This is a genomic window from Psychrobacillus sp. PGGUH221 (assembly GCF_042055255.1).
In the GTDB taxonomy this organism is placed as follows: domain Bacteria; phylum Bacillota; class Bacilli; order Bacillales_A; family Planococcaceae; genus Psychrobacillus.
Map to the genome: position 1 here is coordinate 157,843 of NZ_JAQMHQ010000001.1, position 18,978 is coordinate 176,820.

The following is an 18,978-nucleotide window of genomic DNA, read 5'->3' on the forward strand; positions in this document are numbered from 1 at the left end:
GATGAGTCGCTCCTTTGTAGCTCTCACATCCCTTTACAGGGTCTTATTCTTCGCTCTCCTGCGGCTTTTAAGGCGCTCATCCTGGAAACACCCACTGTAATACAGTATAATTTCCATAATATATTGTATTTAGTATTACATGAGACAACAAATAGTTATTACGACTTGGTATACATGGCGTATAATGACGTGCGACTAGCGTGAATGCTTATAGTTTAGTGTGATAATTTGGAATCAAAATGGATGCTGATTTAACCATTGTCCGCCATCTAAAGTTACGATTTCTCCGTTCATATAAGAAGCCTTCTCTGACATAATGAACGCAGCAAGCTCAGCTATTTCTTCAGGCTGGCCTAGTCTTCGTAAAGGAACAGACTGAAGTGTTCTTTTCGCTGCCTCTTCAGATTCCCAAAGCTTACCCGCTCCCCCTGTACGTTCTATTGGACCTGGTGCAATTCCATTCACTCGAATCCCATACTTCGTGCCCCATTCAACAGCCAACGTACGAGTTAGAGACATTACACCGGCTTTTGCAGCAGCTGAATGAGCTACTCCAGCACCGGCACCCCAAGCATATGTCGCAAGCATATTTAATATTGAACCTTTTCTACCTTTTTCAATCCAATAGTTTCCTACTGCACTCGAACAATAGAAAGTTCCATTCAATACAATATCAATTACAGCTTTCCATCCATTTGGAGAAAGCTTCTCTGTTTCTACAATAAAATTTCCTGCAGCATTATTTACTAATCCATCAATTTGTCCATACGTATTATCTGTAAAAGATACCATTGCACCAACATGTTCCGGGTTACGGACATCCATCTGAAATATAGAAATCGTACTTCCGATAGATTCAATTTCTTCTTTTGCTTTTTCCAGTTTTTCTAAATCACGTCCAGTAATAACAACATTTGCTCCTTCTGAAACAAACTTCATTGCCATATACTTTCCCATACCATTTGATCCACCTGTAACAATTATCGTTTTACCATTCAACATAAAAACACCCCTTTTTTTGGAATTGAATGAACATTCACTCATATTTTATCATAATAATATAGAAAAAGCGTAAAACTCTAAAAAGAAATTTACGCTTTTTCTATTTTCATATAGGACTCATTAATAGCTTCAATCGGTACTGGTCGACTAAAAAAATATCCTTGTGCTTTTTGGCATTTTGCAGCTTTTAATATTTCTACTTGTTTGTCCTTTTCCACACCTTCTGCCACAACTTCCATGCCTAGGCTATGCGCTAACTGGATAATAGTATTGGCAATAGCTGCATTTTTATCATCAGTTTCCATGTCCTTAATAAAAGATTGATCTATCTTAATAATATCAATTGGGTATTTTTTAAGGTAACTCAAGGATGAATAACCTGTACCAAAATCATCAATTGAAATGACAATACCAATCTCCTTCAATTCTTTTAACATTATTAACGTATCTTGTAAATGAGTCATGGCACTTTCAGTAATTTCTACTTCTAATGATGAAGGAGTAATTTGATATTTATTTATTTTTTCCCTAATTTTTATCGCAAAATTTTCTTGCTTGAACTGCTTTGGTGAAATATTTACCGCAATTCGAACTGGACGATATCCTTTTTCCTGCCAATATTTCAACTGTTTACAGGCTTCTTCTAATACCCAATCGCCTATTTGCATAATCATACCGGATTCCTCAGCAAGAGGAATAAATTGCATAGGTGACACGTATCCAAATTTTCTATTATTCCACCGTAGTAACGCTTCGAAAGAATTTATTTCCCCAGTGACTAAATTCACTTGAGGCTGAAAATGAATCGTAAGTTCATCTTTTTCAATAGCTCTTCTTAAATGTGATTCCATAAGTGCCTCATTTGGAAAAGATAAGTTCATTTGATCTTGGAAAAAACGATAATGTGCTCTTCCTCTATCTTTTGCAACGTATAATGCTTGGTCTGCTTTGATAAGTAATTCGTCTAAATTTTTTCCATCAAACGGATACATAGATATACCAATTGATGCAGTAACAAAATACTCTTGATGATCTAAGTATATAGGTTTTGATAACTCAGCTAAAATAGTTTCTGCAAAAACACTTGTTTGGTCCCTAGTTTTCCCTTTTAAGATATAAACAAACTCATCGCCACTTTGTCTATATAAATTATTTTTTTTATCAATATACAAACCAAGCCGATCAGCAATTTTCTTTAACAATTCATCGCCTGAATTATATCCCAGTGATTCATTTATCAACTTAAATCTATCTAAGTCTATACGAATAATTGAAATTTGACTTTCATTTTTTTCAGCTTGTTCTAAATTCTCTCGTAAATGCTCTTTTAATGCCCGACGGTTCCATAAGCCTGTTAAATGATCATGGTATGCTAAATAAAATAATTGGTCCTTTTCATCTACTGCAGCTGTCATATCTCGTATGAAAAGATGAAAACCGTGTATTTCTCCTAGTATTTCGTTAGGAATAGCCTTTAAATATACAGTTATGTAATGACCTTTTTCATGCAGTATTAAACAGTTATGCATTTCAGTAGGGTAACCACTTAACGTTTGTTTCATCATTAATTGAAAATTCCTTAAAGAATTTTCTTCGATAAAATGCTCCACTGGTTTATTTTTTACAAATTCTGTTTCATATCCTAGTTCTTTTAATGCAATAGAATTTGAATACGTTATTGTTCCATTTTCATTGACAAAGAAAACAGAATCCAAATTATTACTTACTAAAGATAAATATTTTTCCTTCGCTTCTATTAAAGCCTTTTTTTCAACTTCTTCATTCGATTTATTGTGCATAGTTAATCCAAATATTTTTTTCTTTTCATCGATTTGTTTTATGGAAATATCAAAAATATATTCTACCTTTTCGAATACAATGGATTGTTGAAGGAACAGTTTTTCGTTTGTGTCCGAAACCAAATTAAAAAGACTTTGCATTTGTTTAGAAATAACCTCAGAAAGGAATTCATTTTTAGATTGTAATGTATGGGTAAAAAAACTTGCTCCAGAGTTATTTGTATATATGAGTGAGAAATTCTCACGTTCATCCATTCTTATTATGAAAGTAAATATTAAAGAATTTTCATTTATTATATCTACTATATAATTTTTTACAGCAAGTGCTATTTCTGCTGAATTATTCATTTAATCCTCCAATATATACATCAAAAATTTATATGCCCTCTGTATTTTAAAGTACTTTACTATATTTTATCGACCAATTTTTATTTATGTTTAATTTACCAATCGATATATTTTCATATGATATATTCATTGATTTTTGTATACAATTAAACTGGAAATTGGTATGATTAAAGTATCTATATGAATAAGCGGAGGAGGGATGTTATGACTAATACAACCGATGATAAACGTATCGCTACAGCTATTTATACTGTTAATCGACATGCTAAAACCGCAATTGACAACAAGCCGCTATACGAATTAAAGAAGTTAGCACTCCATAAAATGTTAACCGAAAACAAGGCAAAAAAAATTGGACTACACTTTGTTCGAAACCCTAGATTCAGTCAGCAACAATCCTCAGTATTAATACAATGTGCAGACTATTATTTTCATGTAATTCCAGTAAAAGAGGATTTTAAGAACTTGCCACACCTCGGCCATCTTGATGAAACCTATAGAAATCCAATACGTAAAATGAATTTACGGTTAGCAAAACAATTACTAACGGAATATATAGGACCTCAGTCTATAAAAGACATAAAAAAAACCTCTAATCGAATTCCTTTATATCCTAACAAATATGCAAATACTTTTAAGAAACCATCAAAATCTTATTTAGATCAATAATAATGAAATCTTGCATTATACATAATAAGCTAGCATGGTAAACATGCTAGCTTTTTTGTGGCAATAGGTATTTATTGTTGTATTTAATTTAAGGCACTATTAAACTTACAAAATGGATATAAGCTGCAGCACCTGATGGAAAGCAATAAGATATGTATAATCTACTTATCCTTTTTATAATATAAATTGATCTATTTTTAGAACTAATTCTGCTATTTCCGGTTTACTAATTTGATCTTCAGCACCTACTTGGTCCCCTTTATGGCGGAGATCATCGGTAATTAAACTAGAGAATATTAAAACAGGAAGCTTACCTAAATTACTGTTTTCTTTAATTTTTCTTGTTAAGGTATGTCCATCCATTTGGGGCATTTCTATATCCGTGACAACTAATTGAACATGCTCCGATACATCTGGTGATACTTTTTCCAAGCTTTCTAAATAAGCAAGCGTGTCTATTCCATTTTCAAAAAATTCAATGTTTACGTAACCTGCTTCACTTAATGTGTCATTCAATAACTTTCTTAGAAGCGGTGAATCTTCTGCAACTACAATTTTCTTATTAGAACGTTCACGATTTCCAAGTTTTTTTACTGATTCTACATTAATTCCTGATTCTGGATTAATATCTACGATGATTCGTTCAAAATCAAGCAATAGAATCATTTCCTCATTTCGCTTAATTACCCCAATCACATGAGAAGCGCTACCTTGATATATATCCGAAGGTTTTTCTATTTGGTTCCAAGATATACGATGAATCTGTGTCACATTATCGACATGAAAAACAACTCTTTGTTTGTTAAACTCCGCCACTATATATTTTTCCTGTTCATTTTTAGGTCCTACAGGCAATGCTAGAACCTTTGCCATACTTACAACTGGAAGAACCTCTCCTCGTAATTGCACAATGCCCTCCACATGTGGGTGTGCATGAGGTATAAAAGTAACTTGGATTGGCTGAATAATTTCCTTAACTTTAATAACGTTTATACCAAACTTATTTGAACCAACTTGAAACTCAACGATTTCTAATTCATTCGTTCCACTTTCAAGTAAAATACCTTTTTGCTCATTCATATGACTCGTCCCTTCATCTACAAATCTTTAAATAGATTGTACCATAGAGTAGTTAATAGTTCCTATACCATTTGTATTATTTTAATTCTCTATATGAAGAAGAAGTTTGGCCTTATTAAAAATTTGATATCAAACGTACGCTTTTATTAAAGTATGAGTACCATTATTTTCATAGCCTTGTTCGACTAGTTCTTCATACATAGACTTCGCAAGTTGCAATCCAGGAAGCTGTAGATTCATTTTTTCTGCTTCATCTAATGCAATCTTCATATCTTTTACAAAATGTTTAATATAGAATCCAGGTTCAAAATTCTCCGCAATCATTCTTGGCGCTAAATTGCTTAATGACCACGATCCTGCTGCTCCCGTTGAAATGGATCGTAAAACTTCTTCTAAATCCAAACCAGCTTTTTTACCATAAGCGAGTGCTTCACAAACCCCAATCATGCCTGTAGCGATTGTAATTTGATTACACATTTTTGTATGCTGACCAGCACCAGAAGGGCCTTGGTATATTACTGTTTCCCCAAATAAGCTTAAAACAGGTAGTACTTTTTCGAACGTAGCTCTTTCTCCACCGCACATAATAGAAAGCTTACCTAATTGCGCTCCTACATCTCCTCCAGAAACAGGAGCATCTAATGAGTGCATTCCTTTTTCTTTCGCCTCTTTTTCTATTTTTTGTGCTAGTGTTGGTGTTGAAGTTGTCATATCGATCATTATAAGTCCCTTGTTATCTGCTCTTAATATCCCTTGTTCACCTAAGTATACTTCCTCTACATCATATGGGTATCCAACCATTGTAAAAACAATTTGTGAAGTGCTAGCTATTTCCCTTGGAGTGCTTGCCCAAGTTGATCCTAACTCAATCAGTTCTTCTGCTTTTTCTCTTGTTCTCGTATAAATATTTACTTCATGACCAGCCTTTAATAAATGCTTTACTAGACTTTTCCCCATTACACCTGTTCCAATAAAACCAATTTTCAGTTTATTATCCATTTTGATTCCCCCAGTAATATTTAATAAGTATAGTGTACCAAAAAAAGAGGACCATCCAAATAATTTGGATGGTCCTTAAAAAGGGGGAAATGAGAATGTTGCTGTGTTCTTTATTACTATGCCCCGTATTTCATAGTTTTAAACATCTTTATAAATAAAAAATTTATTTTTTATTTCATTTAATGTTTTAATAAATACTTCTGCTTTTGGTGTAGCAATTGTATGCCCACCGTACCTTACTTCCTCATAAATTTGAAAAAATTCATCATTAACTTTCCAACCCATTTTATTAAACCACTCTCTTACTGTCTCATCCCGTTTTCTACCTAAGTCAAATGAATTCGATTCAACTTCAAACTGTAAATATCTTTCTCGTAATAGAGACGTTTCAACTTTGTAAATGGTTTTTAATTGGCTCTTTTTCTTTTCTTGTTCATCATTCATTTCTTCATTCTCATATTGGATATAAACTTGCTCCAATTCTAACTTCTCGGGTTTATTTTTTAATAAATATCGAACTAATAATATACATGCAATAGTTACTATGCCAAATAGAATCCATTCAAATGGGAAATTCGTAATCATTTCTTCCTTTATAGGTTCTCTTAGCTTGTTTTCGCTTTGCTCCCCAACCTGTAAGCGTTCGCTCTCTTCTATTTCTTTAATCTGTAATCCACCTATGAAATTTTCTAGATATTCTATTAGAGGTCTAAATGGTATTATTAAAATACTAAAAATAAATACTAACAGGATATCTATCCCTTTTCTAATGATCGGGGCAATAAAATAAATACAAACAGATAGACTAGCTAAACAAACGATACTAACTAGATAGAAAACAAAAATTTTTGCTTTCGAAATGGAATTAGACTTGTCTGTATTCACTAAGATAGAGAATACTCTTATGCCCATGAACAGTGCTATTCCGGTTAAAAACACAGTATAAAGAAGATACTGATAGTTTTCATGCCCCAAAATAAAACTAACAAAATGGACTAAGAGAAAAGTTGCAAAAAATATAAGCATAAAGCTGCTATCTAAATGGTACCCATTTTGAGATGTATTAAATCTTGCGTGAAGTCTCCATATTGAAATCAATACTCCTATCAAAAATAACCAAAAAGGAGATCCGAAAAGGAAAAGCAACAACAAGATCAATGAAGGGAGAATAAAAGGTACAACCATATTTGGACCCGTTTTTCTAAACACTAATAGGGAAACGACTGAAATGATTACTTGTAGACCAATCCAAATAATAGGTAACGATATAGCCGTTTGATTTTGTATCAATACAAAAATCAAAGCAACGATCCATATATCTCTCAAATAGTTTCCAAACGACTGAACTTGAATATTGATCATTCGGGTAGACTTATACATGAGAAGCCTCCCTTTGAATTATATCCGTTACGTACAAAACGTTTGACCGTTGTTCCCATTGACTTAAAAATGGTAAAAACTGTTCTAGATTATGTGTCATAATATAAACAGCAACTGGAAGTTCTTCCTTCATATTTATGTACGCAATCATCTTATCAAATGGAACTAGACTGTCGCTCCAAGATAATACGGATAGTAGTTCTAAAGCTCGTATCCTATGCGTATCCCCACTTCCTATTGGTAAATATACAAAAGGGAATTTCCCATATGTTCGTATATTTATTGCAAAAGAGAAAGGTATATCTTCTTTATAACAAGCGTCTATATAGGAAGCTAACCACTCAATTTTTTCTTCAAAATCTGCCACTACCCCATGCTTGTTCTTTATATTTAAGACAAAAAGGATAGATACATTCGCTACCTTAGTAAATACTTTCGTTTGTAATTCTTGCATTTTAGCACTAGCTTTCCAATGTATATGATGAAATTGGTCTCCAGGTTCATATTGTCTTGTTCCAACTGGAAAATAAGGATCATCATATAAAGAAGAATTCAATTGTAAGTGACCTTGTTTTACATTAGATGGATGTAGCTTCTCATTGATGGGATATATTTTGGGGAATACAATTGCATCTATTAATATAAATGGCTTAAAATCAAGCAAAACTGATCCGTCGATTAAAGGATGTGGAACTTGAATTTCGATTTGGTTTATCCTAGCAAGCCCTCTATGGTCACCTGTTATGGGTATTTTTATCGTTACTCGCTTGTTAAAGCCTATAGAGAAAGGAGCTTTCACTTCGTGTAAACCTGCAATAGTTCTATTGGTGATACCATATGGGGTTATAGAATCTTGAAAAGATATTAATAGAGTTCCGTTCCAAATTGGTAACCCTTTGTTTTGAAAAGTTAATACCAGATTAGAAGTCGATCCTATTAATAAACGAACTCTCTTTTTTTCATTAATTAGAACTAATTTCTCTCCGACTTTTTTAAAATAAATCATTTGCAAAAAAACTATAAATAGCATTAAAGTTAAAACAACTAATAATAGATATTGTTTGAGGAGAAGAGTGATTATACATATAACGATGAGAAAATCTAAGAATAATTTTGTATTTCTCATACCAAAATCTTGACGTATCCAATTCATCGAGAAATAGCCTCAACCGGAACTTCAATTTCACTGACTAGTTCTCTCATTATGTCTGCTAGATTATGAATTAGCATTCCTTGAGGAGAAAGTTTCATGCGATGAAGGCAGACGGGGTCAATCACTTTTTTTACATCATCTGGAGTAACATACATTCTACCATTAATATAAGCATGAGCTTTAGCTGCTTGAAGTAATGCAAGAGAAGCACGACTACTTAACCCTAATTCAATAAATTGGTGATTTCTAGTACCATTTACAATTTGGACTATGTAAGTCATGATGTCGTCATGCACAGCTACTTCCTTTACTTGCTCAGCCCATAGTTCAATTTGTTCTAATGTCACTACTTTTTTTGTTCTTACTTCCCCTGGTAAACGTCCAAATGTTTGTAATATAACTTTTTCTTGTTCCATAGATGGATAGTCAATCGTTAGTTTAAATAGAAAACGATCTAATTGTGCAGCAGGAAGTGGAAAAGTACCCTGCTGAGACTCTACTGGATTTTGAGTTGCGATAACCATAAAAGGGGATAACAAATTAATTGTTTCTCCATCAATTGTTACTTGTTTCTCTTCCATGGCCTCCAGTAAACTTGATTGAGTTCTCGGTGTTGCACGGTTTATCTCGTCTGCGAGTAGGATATTACTCATCACGGGTCCTATTCTTAGAATAAATTCTTGCTTTTGAGGATGAAAAAAACTAATTCCAGTTATATCTGAAGGTAATACATCTGGTGTAAACTGTATTCTTTTAAAGTCTCCATGAATAGCTTCGGCAAAAGACTTAGCCATCATAGTTTTTCCAGAACCTGGTACACTTTCTAAAAGCACATGCCCCCCACATAGTAATCCCATCAGCATCAATTCAATTTCTCTTTCCCGTCCAATTATAGATTGGTTTAGTTCCTTTTGTAGTACTAAGATACTATGCATGAACAATTTCTCCCTTAAATAACTAATCTATTTTTTATATTGTATATTTTGGCTTTCTTCATATTGAAATATATTTAATAGCAAATCAAGCTCTTTACTTAATCGAATAGTATCTTGATCTTGCATTCCCTTTTCTATAGCTGTTTGGATCATCTTTTCCCTTGTAAATTCCACTTGTTTCAAAATAGATTCTACCATTTAGAACAACCCCTTTTACAAAATATATATTTTCATTTCAATATACCTTTTGCTTTAAGTGTTTAAACAAAAACATTTCGACAATTCACGACAATCAACTTCTTGGTGTTAGTAAATACGTATAAATGACATGACCACCTTGTTTAGCTTTTCCTGAAAAATGTTTAAAATCTTCTCTTTTTAATAATACTTCTCGAAATGGAAGAAATTCCTCTTTTGTTATTTCTAATGTATTTATAGTACCATTTTTTAGCATATTTAGCTTCTCTTCAAAAGATTCCATATAGCTCGTTCCTTTCTTTTTATTAATCGATGTATATTTTGCCGCTTTCGGATTAAAATACTTTACGAATACCTTTTTTTAGGGCAAACTGTAATGTATTAAGTTCTAAAAGGGGAGGGACAATCTGTGAAAGTTGCAGAAGTTGGTAATATAATAGAATTTAGAGATGGTCTCCAAGGTATTGTTGAAAAAGTCAATGAGAACTCTGTAATCGTTGATTTAACATATATGGAGAACTTTAATGAACTTGAAATGGAAGAAAAAACCGTAGTCAACCACAAGCGTTATAAAATATTATATAGTAATGAAGACTAAACGTCATGCCGTTCCTCGATTAGAAGAACGGTATTTTAAATAATTTTTAGGATGTGCTTTTATTGAACAGAAAAATACCCTTATTGGGTTTAATCATAACCTTACTTTTAGCTTATACCTTTACTTGGATCACATTTTCTAATGAAAAGGTATTTTGGTACTTTTACACTTTTACGGTCCTTTTTCTCATGTCGATTGCATTTTTTTACGCTAAGATAGATGATAAGATCAAAACAATTGAATATATTCTTTATGGTGTAGGATTTGGATTTTTGATGTATGCCATAATTGCAGGAGGATATAAATTACTTGAGTGGATTCCAGGTATATCGACCACAAGTGTCAACCAATTTTTTGGTAACTTTGCGCCTACTTCCATTTGGCATTTTCTATTGCTTTTGTTCATTATAGCACCTGGTGAAGAATTTTTTTGGAGAGGGTATATACAGCAACAATTGAAGCGGTGGATGACTCCTTCAAAAGCTATTATTGCTAGTTCAGTACTATCTAGCCTTTCTTTTATATTTAGCGGATTTTGGCTAGGTATGTTAGGCGCTTTCATTTGTGGACTCATTCTGGGAATTTTATATGAATGGAAAAAAAGTATGCCTCTTATTATTTTAGCCCATATCATTTTGTTAGTCTTGTTATTTTTAGTGTTCCCTATTGTCTGAAACAATTATTAATCAGTTACGTCTAATAATATGTATAAATAAAGAAGTATAACTTATTTTTTTAAAGGAGCTGGAAAATCATGAAAAAGTTTTATTCTTTATTGTCTGTTATGCTACTTACAGTTTTAATTTCTGCTTGTGGTACAACAACTAATGAATCTGAAAACACTAACGATCTACCTACTACTGAAGCAACTGAAAATGGACAATCACAAAATAATTCAACTAGTTCCACTGAGCCGCAACAAGTACTTGAAGGTACTACTACAGAAAGCGAAAGCCAAAACTACTCCATCACAGTTGTAGAAGGTTTTGAACTGACTGGAGAAGAACCGAACAAGGATTTACTTTTCAATAAAGAAAATGATTTACAGTCGATGAGAATTGAAACCTTTAATAAGGAAGAAGTCAATTTAGAAGAAACTACAAACAATTTAATGGAAACACTAAAGGCTTCCAATGAGGAAGGAACATTAGAAGAAATAACAGATGAAAATCAACTGCCTGCTAGTGATACTATTCAGCAAGCTAAAGGGTTCCAAATAGATACTCCAGATGGAAAAGTTACGGGATATACTTTTGAAACAGACGGATTGATAGTAAAACTTACTATATTTGATACAGCTGATACTCCTGCATTAGAAACTTTCATACAAATGGCAGGAACAATAAAAAGTAAATAAAAAAAAGCTTCTGATTAGTAGTTAATCAGAAGCTTTTTTTATTAATACGACAAATTTTTAATGGATAAACCAAGTTTTTTTACAAGGTCGATAACTTCTAGTTTTTCTTCCTCTGAAAGAGCTCCCATTAATTCAACCAGTTGTTTCTCGTGTCTTGGGAAAAGTTCGTCCATGAATGCATTTCCTTCATTTGTAATTTCTGCAAAAGTCACTCGACGATCAGAATCACAAGAAACACGACTAATATAACCTCTTTTTTCTAACTTGTCTACTACATATGTAATAGAGCCACTTGCCAAAAGGATTTTGTTCCCAATTTGCTGAAGTGGTTGTCTCCCCTTATGATATAAGAGTTCCAATACTGCAAATTCAGTCGGGTTTAAACCATTTTCTTGAAAGAAATGATTCGTACTTTCATGAATTACTTTATGAGCACGTGACAACACAATAAATAACTTTAATGCACTGTTCGATTGTTCATTTGTCATTCTCGTCATCCTCACCTAAATAAAATACACTAAACACTATTATATAGGTCAGGTGATTAGATTGTCAAAATATGTTTGTTCTCATTATGAAGAGGAAGCAGAAATGTAAAAGTAGTTCCTTTTCCTACTGTACTACTTACTTCAATATTTCCTCCATGTTCACCAATTACTTTGTTAATATGTGCCAACCCTAAACCTGTCCCATATGTTTTAGTTGTATAAAAAGGATCAAAAATCTTTTCTAGAACTTTTTCTTCTATACCATGTCCTTGATCTTCAATGGAAACACACACATAGGGTTTATCACCCATGTCCGAAATATTTATATATATATTTCCTCCATTTGACATTGCCTCTATTGCATTTTTTATCGTATTTATAAATACTTGTTTTAATAAATTTCGATCACCTAATATTTTTCGAGTATGGTCAATCTCAAAATTGATAGTAGCATTTATGTTTTGCATCAATGCTTGAGGAGCCATAAAATTAACTACTTCAAGAATTAGATTCTTTATCTCAAAGTTTGTAAATATAGGAGTAGTAGGCTTAGAAACTTCTAAGAATTCCGTTAAAATCTCTTCCATTCTATTAATTTCATCATTAATAACGGATAAATACCTTTTTCCATCATCATTTGCAGTAGAATACAATAATTGGGTAAATCCTTTTAATGACGTCATTGGATTGCGTATTTCATGTGCAATACTTGCTGCCAATTGCCCCAGAGTGCTAAGAGATTCTGTGTGGTCTAATCTCTTTTTCATTCTCATTTTTTCGGATTCATCATGAACTTCCGTTAAGTAAAGATCTGCATCCTTTTGTTTTGAAACTCTAATTCTTATATATTTTAATTCACCCCTGAAGGTTTGTATTTCACAAAAAAACTCCGCCTGCCCTTTATGGTGAAGTTCTTGTATAAACTCTTTTTTATTTTCAAGGTTAGCTTTTAGCATTTTCAAAATATGAAATGCATTCATCCCACTTAACTCATTTCTATCGGTTTGTAGAATATTCTCTACTTTTGAATTTACTTCTAGAATTATTCCTTCTTGATTAATGAAAATAAGCCCTCCAGAATAAAGCTGAAAAACATGTTCAAATCTTTGCTTATATTTAGCTTCAACTACCACAAACGTCACCCATCCTCTCCTAACGATTAAAAAATCATCCCAAAAAGGGGTATTTACAGTATGTAAAAAAGAAGCATTTAAAATATTTGTTAATTCTGATTATTCCACAAATTTTTTTATAATGAAATGATTCCTTTTACCTATATTGTCGACAACAACAATCATTGTTGTTACAATAGAAATAAGTAAAAAGGAGTTATTAACAATGAATATAATCTTAACAACACTAAATGCAAAATACATTCATACTAATTTGGCACTTCGCTGCTTAAAATCCTATGCAGAACCAGAATATTCCCCCCTTATCACTGAATACACCATTAAAGACCCCACATTTAACATTGTCGCGGATTTATATCAGAAAAAACCCGATATTGTAGGTTTTAGCTGCTATATTTGGAATATCGAAGAAACGTTAAAAGTTATTAAAATTCTCAAGACTGTGGATCCAAAAATTACTATTGTTTTAGGTGGTCCGGAAGTTTCTTACGACACAAATATTTGGTTACGACAAGTAAAAGAAATAGATTATATTGTCGTTGGTGAAGGAGAAATTTCTTTTAAGGAACTGTTAAATTTCCTACACGGTAAACAGTCTCTTGAAAACATACCTGGTGTAGCATATGTACAAGACGACAAATTTATTCTAAATCCGCTACCAAAAAAATTAGATTTAAGAGAATCTCTTTCACCATTTCGCTTTGAAGAAGATTTACCCACTCTGTCTAAGCGAATAGTTTATATTGAAACAAGTCGTGGTTGTCCTTTCTCCTGTCAATTTTGTTTATCTTCAATTGAGGTAGGTGTTAGATACTTCAATAGAGATAAAGTGAAGGAAGATATTCGCTTTTTAATGGCAAATGGAGCGAAAACAATAAAGTTTGTGGATCGAACTTTTAATATAAGTAGAAGCTACGCAATGGAAATGTTCCAATTTTTAATAGATGAACATTTACCTGGAGTAGTCTTTCAGTTTGAAATAACTGCTGATATTATGAGGCCAGAAGTAATTCAATTTTTAAATGATAATGCACCAGCAGGGCTATTCCGATTTGAAATTGGCGTCCAATCAACAAATGATTTAACGAACGAACTTGTCAAACGTAGACAAAACTTTGAGAAGTTAAAACGTACAGTTACAATGGTTAAGAGTGGAGGCAAAATTGATCAGCATTTGGATCTAATTGCCGGTCTGCCAGAAGAAGATTATGATTCCTTTAGAAATACTTTCAATGAAGTATTTGAAATGCGCCCAGAGGAATTACAGTTAGGATTTTTAAAGTTGCTACGTGGGACTGGATTACGTGTGGAAGCAAAAAAATACGGTTATGTTTATGTAGATCAAGCGCCGTATGAAATCTTTTCTAATAATGTGTTAACTTTTGACGATATCCTTCGCATAAAACAAGTGGAAGATGTTTTAGAGAAATATTGGAATGCGCATAGGATGGATCGAACACTTGAATACTTGTTCGATCAAATTTTTGATACTCCATTTGATTTCTTCCAACAATTTGGTACCTTTTGGGAGGAAAGAAATTGGTCGAAAATTGGTCATCAATTAGAGGATTTATTCATTAGATTGAATACCTTTTTAATGGGAATTGAAAACTTATCCTTACCAGTTGTTCAAAGTGTTATGAAACTAGATTATTTATCTAAACAAAAATTCCAACCACGCAAACCTTGGTGGTCAAACGACATTGCTAAAGAAGAACAATCCTATCTATATAAACAACTTCTGTTAAATCCATCTATTGCAGGGGATGAATTTGCATCACTTCAGATGAACGAACGTGAATTATATAAACAAACTTTTATAACACCAATCTCTATTTGTGTTGACTCATATTTGCAGGGAATAATAAAAGAAAGAGAAGGATACTTACTTACTACTTTTGGAAAAGGTCCAACCCCACATTTCTTTTTTATCGAACAAAAACAACAAAGCCAATTAATCCTTTAACGGATTAATTGGCTTTTCTATTATCCGATAATCACTCGCTCTTTCGGGTAATGATATTTACTTTTATTACTCTTTCCACCTAATGTATATAAAAATGAGATCAGACCAACTCGTCCAATAAACATTAATATCATAATTGTTACCTTCCCAATAATTGATAGATCTCCAGTAATACCAAGCGACATTCCACAAGTACCGAAAGCAGAGGTTATTTCAAATAGTAAAGATGTAATTGGAATATCCGGTTCAGTTATAGAAAGTAGAATAGTTGCGGCAAACACCATACCTAGAGCTAAAATTATTACTGCATATGCTCGAAAAATATCAATTAAATGAATTTCACGATGAAAAATTTGAATATTGTCTTTACCTCTTGAAAAATTGATTAAAAATAATAGTGCAATGGCAAAAGTTGTCGTACGTATCCCGCCACCTACTGAGCTTGGGGATGCACCAATGAACATCAAAACACTAATTAAAAAATTTGTACCTTCTTGGAATAATGTAATATCTACTGTTGTTAAACCTGCTGAACGAGATGAAACAGAATGGAAGAAAGCTGTAAAAAACTTTTCATGCCAAGCCATTCCTTTCATTGAATTAAACATTTCAAGTAAAAGAATCATTAGTGTACCAAACATCAGAAGAATTGCATATGTGATTGTTGTCAGCTTTGTAAATAATGAAAAACGAAAATTTTTATTTTTGTTTGAAAGAAATTCTTTTACTTCAATTAAAACTGGGAACCCAATTGCTCCAAAAACAATTAACATGCTAGTAATTATTTGAACAAAGTAATCATGATGATACGGTATTAAAGATTCACCTGTTATATCGAACCCTGCATTGGTTGTGGCCGAAACAGACGTAAAGATCCCATGTACCATCGCTTCCTTGAATGTATCATAATATTGTGTGAAATATAAAGTTAATATAACTGCTCCTATAAGTTGAATTAACAATAAAATTTTAACAATTTCTTTTATTAAGTTCACTACACCTGATAATTTAGGCTGATTATGATCAACCATTATTAACTGTCTTTCGCGAAGCCCAATTTTTTTTCCCGAAACTAACCAAATAAATGTCCCTAACGACATAATTCCAATTCCACCTAATTGGAGAATCAGTAATAACATAAAGTATCCAAATACACTATATGTTTCAAGAATATTAATCGCTGTTAAACCAGTGACACTAACTGCACTTACTGCGGTAAATAAACTATCAATAAAATCCACATGAACCCCTGGCCTATGAACACCTGGTAAATTTAGAAGAATTACTGATACAGCAATAGCAATAAAATAATACGTTACGATTACTTGAGCTGGAGTAAATTTAAACTTTTGTTTAACTTGAAATGTTCTCATAAATAGTTTCCTTTCAATAAGCACATGCCTGTTTTCTCATTGTAAGAAAAAAAAGCATAAAAAGATAGCACTAACCACTATCTTTTCATACTTTTACAATTTATTACTACGCATCTTCTTTTTTGTTTTTAACTACTCCGAATATATATCCTAATAGAGCTATACCCAGCAAGACTGTCCAGAAAGTAATTTCCCATGGTGCAGAGTGTGGGAAATCATGAGGTAGAATTCCAACTTTGTCATGAGACATTGTCAATACTGCTAATTTTACCCCTACCCAACCAACGATTAAAAATGCTGCTGTTTCAAGTGAAGGGTACTTTTCAAGTAATTGAACAAATTTGTGCGCTGCAAATCGCATAATGATTAGACCAATGACACCACCTGCGAACATAACGGAGAATTGACCAGCATTTATACCACCTATATCAAAGTCGCCTACGTACGGTAAAGTAACTGCAATTGCTACTGCTGCAAGCATAGAGTCTATTGCAAAAGCAATATCTGCAAGCTCAACTTTTAATACTGTCATCCAAAATCCAGAACCTTTTTTTGGTTCCATTCCTTCTACATCGATATGTGGACCTGGTTTTTTGCGTTGATCATAAATATGTTTTATCGAAATGAATAGTAAGTAAGCTGCTCCTATTGCTTGAACTTGCCAAATATTCACTAAGAATGTAATCATGAATAATGCTAAAAATCTAAAGACAAAAGCACCTAATAACCCGTAAAATAACGCTTTTTTCTGTTGTTCTTTTGGTAAGTGTTTTACCATTACAGCCATCACGACTGCATTATCAGCTGCAAGTAAACCTTCTAGACCTACTAAAACTAGCAAGACCCATGCATACTCTAAAAAAACTGTTTCCATAAATATCCTCCTTTTTTGCAAATAAAAAGACCCATGCCTATTAAAAGGCAAAGGTCTTGCTAAGCAATTTTAAAAATTACTATCATAACCGATGGCTTACGCCATGTAATGACGATTATGAAATAGGTTTCCCTATAGCTACTCCCCTTTGACATATGTCAAAAGTATATCCATTTATGTTATTCATTATAACGATTACAAATTAATTTGTAAAGGTAAATCTACTTTATTTGAATGTGATACAATTTGTCGTCTTTATGTCCGTTATAAAATCCAATCATAGATGGGATAGATTCGATAAAATCTGGGCATGTAATGTTTCCTTTTTTTAATATACTATCAGCTACAGTAGTATCAAAGGAAGCATCCCATGTTAAATAATCTAATGTTTCCTTTTCTACTTGTAATAGCTTTCTAACTAGATATAAAGAAACAGATGCTTTTGCAAGAAATAATGGTATTCTCCCTTTTGGATATTTCCCTGTTATTTCTTTTACAAATGCACGATACACTTCTTCAACTGGATATGGTTTTGGATCAGTCAAATGCAACGTTTTTGAAAGGGCATCCTCACTAAAACAGCTATATATGGAAGCTTGTGTTATATAATCACTAGGTACAACATTAATAAAAGAATGTGACTTTCCTAAGTAAGGTAACACGGGCAACCATTTTAGATTAGTAATCATATTAATAAAGAAATATGGCCCATCAAATTTAATTGTTTCCCCCGTCACAGAATTGCCCCTTACAATTCCAGGTCTGATTATAGTGACAGGAACGGACTCTTTTAGTTGTTCTACTAGCAATTCCGCCTCATATTTTGTTTCTTCATAATAATTTTTAAAACCATCTGGTCTAATAAGCTCTGTTTCTAATAGTTTCCCTTCTCTTTTACCTGCAACATAGGCTGTACTAAAGTATATATATCTCTTTAGATTAGGAAATTGCACAACTACTTTATTAAACATGTCTGTTCCATGAACATTCACTTTCCAAGCGATATCTTTTGGAACTGCTAAATCATAAATTGCTGCTAAATGCCAGATATACTCTACTTTTTCTCGTAGCATGTTTAATGTTTCATTTTTCAATCCGGCATTAGGTTCTGTAATATCTCCTTCCACAATAATGATCTGTTGATTTGGTATTTCATCTTTATAGATTTCTGCTATCATTTCTTTCGCTTTATCTACTTGAACTGGAAGAACGAGTACGTAAATAGATGAAAAAGCTTTTTGAAGGCGAAGCTCTTTTATAATATTTTTAGCTAAAAAACCAGGAAAACCGGTTATTAGTGCGTTCGACATTTAGACCCACCCCTTGTATAAATATTAAAAAATGAGCCATCGAGAAGACCCTTCGTTTCTTAGAGAAGACACGAACACGGATGTGCGCTCGCCACACGCTACGCATGAGCCTCTGCAGGATGAGTCGCTCCTTTGCCGCCTCCCTCATCCTTTACGGGGTCTCATTCTTCGCGTTTCTGCGGCGTGTAAGGCGCACATCCTGGAATCATCGGATGAACTAAAAACAATTTAATGAAAGTTAAGCCTACATCCTGTTTTCAAGATTATTGATTAACACTTCATTTGAGTACTTTATTCCTTATCAAGCAGAATACAC

General features: G+C 32.9%; 19 protein-coding genes and 1 riboswitch. Of the genes, 5 read left to right on the forward strand and 14 right to left on the reverse strand.

The annotated features are described in order from the left end of the window. Positions 1-234: 234 nt before the first annotated feature. Together fadH and PGC35_RS00785 are read right to left on the reverse strand one after the other, a co-directional pair. Positions 235-1,002 carry a 2,4-dienoyl-CoA reductase gene (fadH, locus tag PGC35_RS00780; RefSeq protein ID WP_053590184.1) on the reverse strand — a complete coding sequence of 256 codons (768 nt, stop codon included), beginning with the start codon at positions 1,000-1,002 and terminating at the stop codon, positions 235-237. A gap of 89 nt (positions 1,003-1,091) precedes the next feature. After that, the gene (locus PGC35_RS00785) at positions 1,092-3,149 is read right to left on the reverse strand and encodes a sensor domain-containing protein (protein ID WP_375217817.1); all 2,058 of its coding nucleotides are present in this window, start codon (positions 3,147-3,149) and stop codon (positions 1,092-1,094) included. A 204-nt stretch (positions 3,150-3,353) separates the two neighbouring features. Here PGC35_RS00785 and PGC35_RS00790 point away from each other — a divergent pair, with 204 nt between their 5' ends. Next, entirely contained in the window at positions 3,354-3,818 is a 465-nt protein-coding gene (locus PGC35_RS00790) for a YkyB family protein (RefSeq protein WP_082355233.1), read from the forward strand. Between the two features lie 174 nt (positions 3,819-3,992). Here the strand turns inward: PGC35_RS00790 and PGC35_RS00795 are convergent, their stop codons facing one another. The 7 genes from PGC35_RS00795 to PGC35_RS00825 all read right to left on the reverse strand — a co-directional run bounded on the left by PGC35_RS00795 (position 3,993) and on the right by PGC35_RS00825 (position 9,846). Next, complete coding sequence (locus tag PGC35_RS00795) at positions 3,993-4,898, reverse strand: chemotaxis protein (protein WP_056833374.1); 906 nt, start codon at positions 4,896-4,898, stop codon at positions 3,993-3,995. A 129-nt stretch (positions 4,899-5,027) separates the two neighbouring features. After that, on the reverse strand, positions 5,028-5,897 hold the full coding sequence (locus PGC35_RS00800; RefSeq protein WP_375217818.1) for an NAD(P)-dependent oxidoreductase: 870 nt from the start codon (positions 5,895-5,897) through the stop codon (positions 5,028-5,030). Positions 5,898-6,035: 138 nt separating this feature from the next. Beyond that, entirely contained in the window at positions 6,036-7,277 is a 1,242-nt protein-coding gene (locus PGC35_RS00805) for a hypothetical protein (RefSeq protein WP_375217819.1), read from the reverse strand. Further along, a complete protein-coding gene (locus tag PGC35_RS00810; protein ID WP_375217820.1) occupies positions 7,270-8,430 on the reverse strand; it encodes a DUF58 domain-containing protein in 1,161 nt (386 codons plus the stop codon). Before PGC35_RS00810 ends, PGC35_RS00805 begins: the two co-directional genes overlap by 8 nt. After that, the gene (locus tag PGC35_RS00815; protein ID WP_375217821.1) at positions 8,427-9,365 is read right to left on the reverse strand and encodes an AAA family ATPase; all 939 of its coding nucleotides are present in this window, start codon (positions 9,363-9,365) and stop codon (positions 8,427-8,429) included. Before PGC35_RS00815 ends, PGC35_RS00810 begins: the two co-directional genes overlap by 4 nt. Positions 9,366-9,392: 27 nt before the next feature. Further along, a complete protein-coding gene (locus PGC35_RS00820; RefSeq protein WP_082460677.1) occupies positions 9,393-9,563 on the reverse strand; it encodes an aspartyl-phosphate phosphatase Spo0E family protein in 171 nt (56 codons plus the stop codon). Positions 9,564-9,657: 94 nt separating this feature from the next. Continuing rightward, the gene (locus PGC35_RS00825) at positions 9,658-9,846 is read right to left on the reverse strand and encodes a hypothetical protein (protein ID WP_056827494.1); all 189 of its coding nucleotides are present in this window, start codon (positions 9,844-9,846) and stop codon (positions 9,658-9,660) included. 126 nt (positions 9,847-9,972) lie between these two features. Here PGC35_RS00825 and PGC35_RS00830 point away from each other — a divergent pair, with 126 nt between their 5' ends. From PGC35_RS00830 to PGC35_RS00840, 3 genes are all read left to right on the forward strand, one after another. Next, entirely contained in the window at positions 9,973-10,161 is a 189-nt protein-coding gene (locus tag PGC35_RS00830; RefSeq protein ID WP_053590192.1) for a YkvS family protein, read from the forward strand. 62 nt (positions 10,162-10,223) lie between these two features. Then, a complete protein-coding gene (locus PGC35_RS00835; RefSeq protein WP_082460679.1) occupies positions 10,224-10,835 on the forward strand; it encodes a CPBP family intramembrane glutamic endopeptidase in 612 nt (203 codons plus the stop codon). 80 nt (positions 10,836-10,915) lie between these two features. After that, a complete protein-coding gene (locus PGC35_RS00840) occupies positions 10,916-11,518 on the forward strand; it encodes a hypothetical protein (RefSeq protein ID WP_375217822.1) in 603 nt (200 codons plus the stop codon). 41 nt (positions 11,519-11,559) lie between these two features. Here the strand turns inward: PGC35_RS00840 and PGC35_RS00845 are convergent, their stop codons facing one another. Both PGC35_RS00845 and PGC35_RS00850 read right to left on the reverse strand, forming a co-directional pair. Further along, the gene (locus tag PGC35_RS00845; protein WP_056827499.1) at positions 11,560-12,006 is read right to left on the reverse strand and encodes a MarR family winged helix-turn-helix transcriptional regulator; all 447 of its coding nucleotides are present in this window, start codon (positions 12,004-12,006) and stop codon (positions 11,560-11,562) included. Positions 12,007-12,062: 56 nt separating this feature from the next. Continuing rightward, entirely contained in the window at positions 12,063-13,148 is a 1,086-nt protein-coding gene (locus tag PGC35_RS00850) for an ATP-binding protein (RefSeq protein ID WP_275784401.1), read from the reverse strand. 196 nt (positions 13,149-13,344) lie between these two features. Here PGC35_RS00850 and PGC35_RS00855 point away from each other — a divergent pair, with 196 nt between their 5' ends. Then, positions 13,345-15,105: a B12-binding domain-containing radical SAM protein gene (locus PGC35_RS00855; protein WP_375217823.1), complete on the forward strand. Its 1,761-nt coding sequence runs from the start codon at positions 13,345-13,347 to the stop codon at positions 15,103-15,105. A gap of 20 nt (positions 15,106-15,125) precedes the next feature. Here PGC35_RS00855 and PGC35_RS00860 read toward each other — a convergent pair whose 3' ends face one another. The 3 genes from PGC35_RS00860 to PGC35_RS00870 form a co-directional block, all read right to left on the reverse strand. Continuing rightward, positions 15,126-16,478, reverse strand: coding sequence for a TrkH family potassium uptake protein (locus PGC35_RS00860; protein ID WP_053590199.1), 1,353 nt, complete (start codon positions 16,476-16,478; stop codon positions 15,126-15,128). A gap of 106 nt (positions 16,479-16,584) precedes the next feature. Beyond that, on the reverse strand, positions 16,585-17,352 hold the full coding sequence (locus PGC35_RS00865) for a TerC family protein (RefSeq protein WP_275784407.1): 768 nt from the start codon (positions 17,350-17,352) through the stop codon (positions 16,585-16,587). Then, positions 17,353-17,511: riboswitch (yybP-ykoY riboswitch) on the reverse strand. 62 nt (positions 17,512-17,573) lie between these two features. Next, positions 17,574-18,662 carry an SDR family oxidoreductase gene (locus tag PGC35_RS00870; protein ID WP_375217824.1) on the reverse strand — a complete coding sequence of 363 codons (1,089 nt, stop codon included), beginning with the start codon at positions 18,660-18,662 and terminating at the stop codon, positions 17,574-17,576. Between the last annotated feature and the right edge of the window lie 316 nt (positions 18,663-18,978).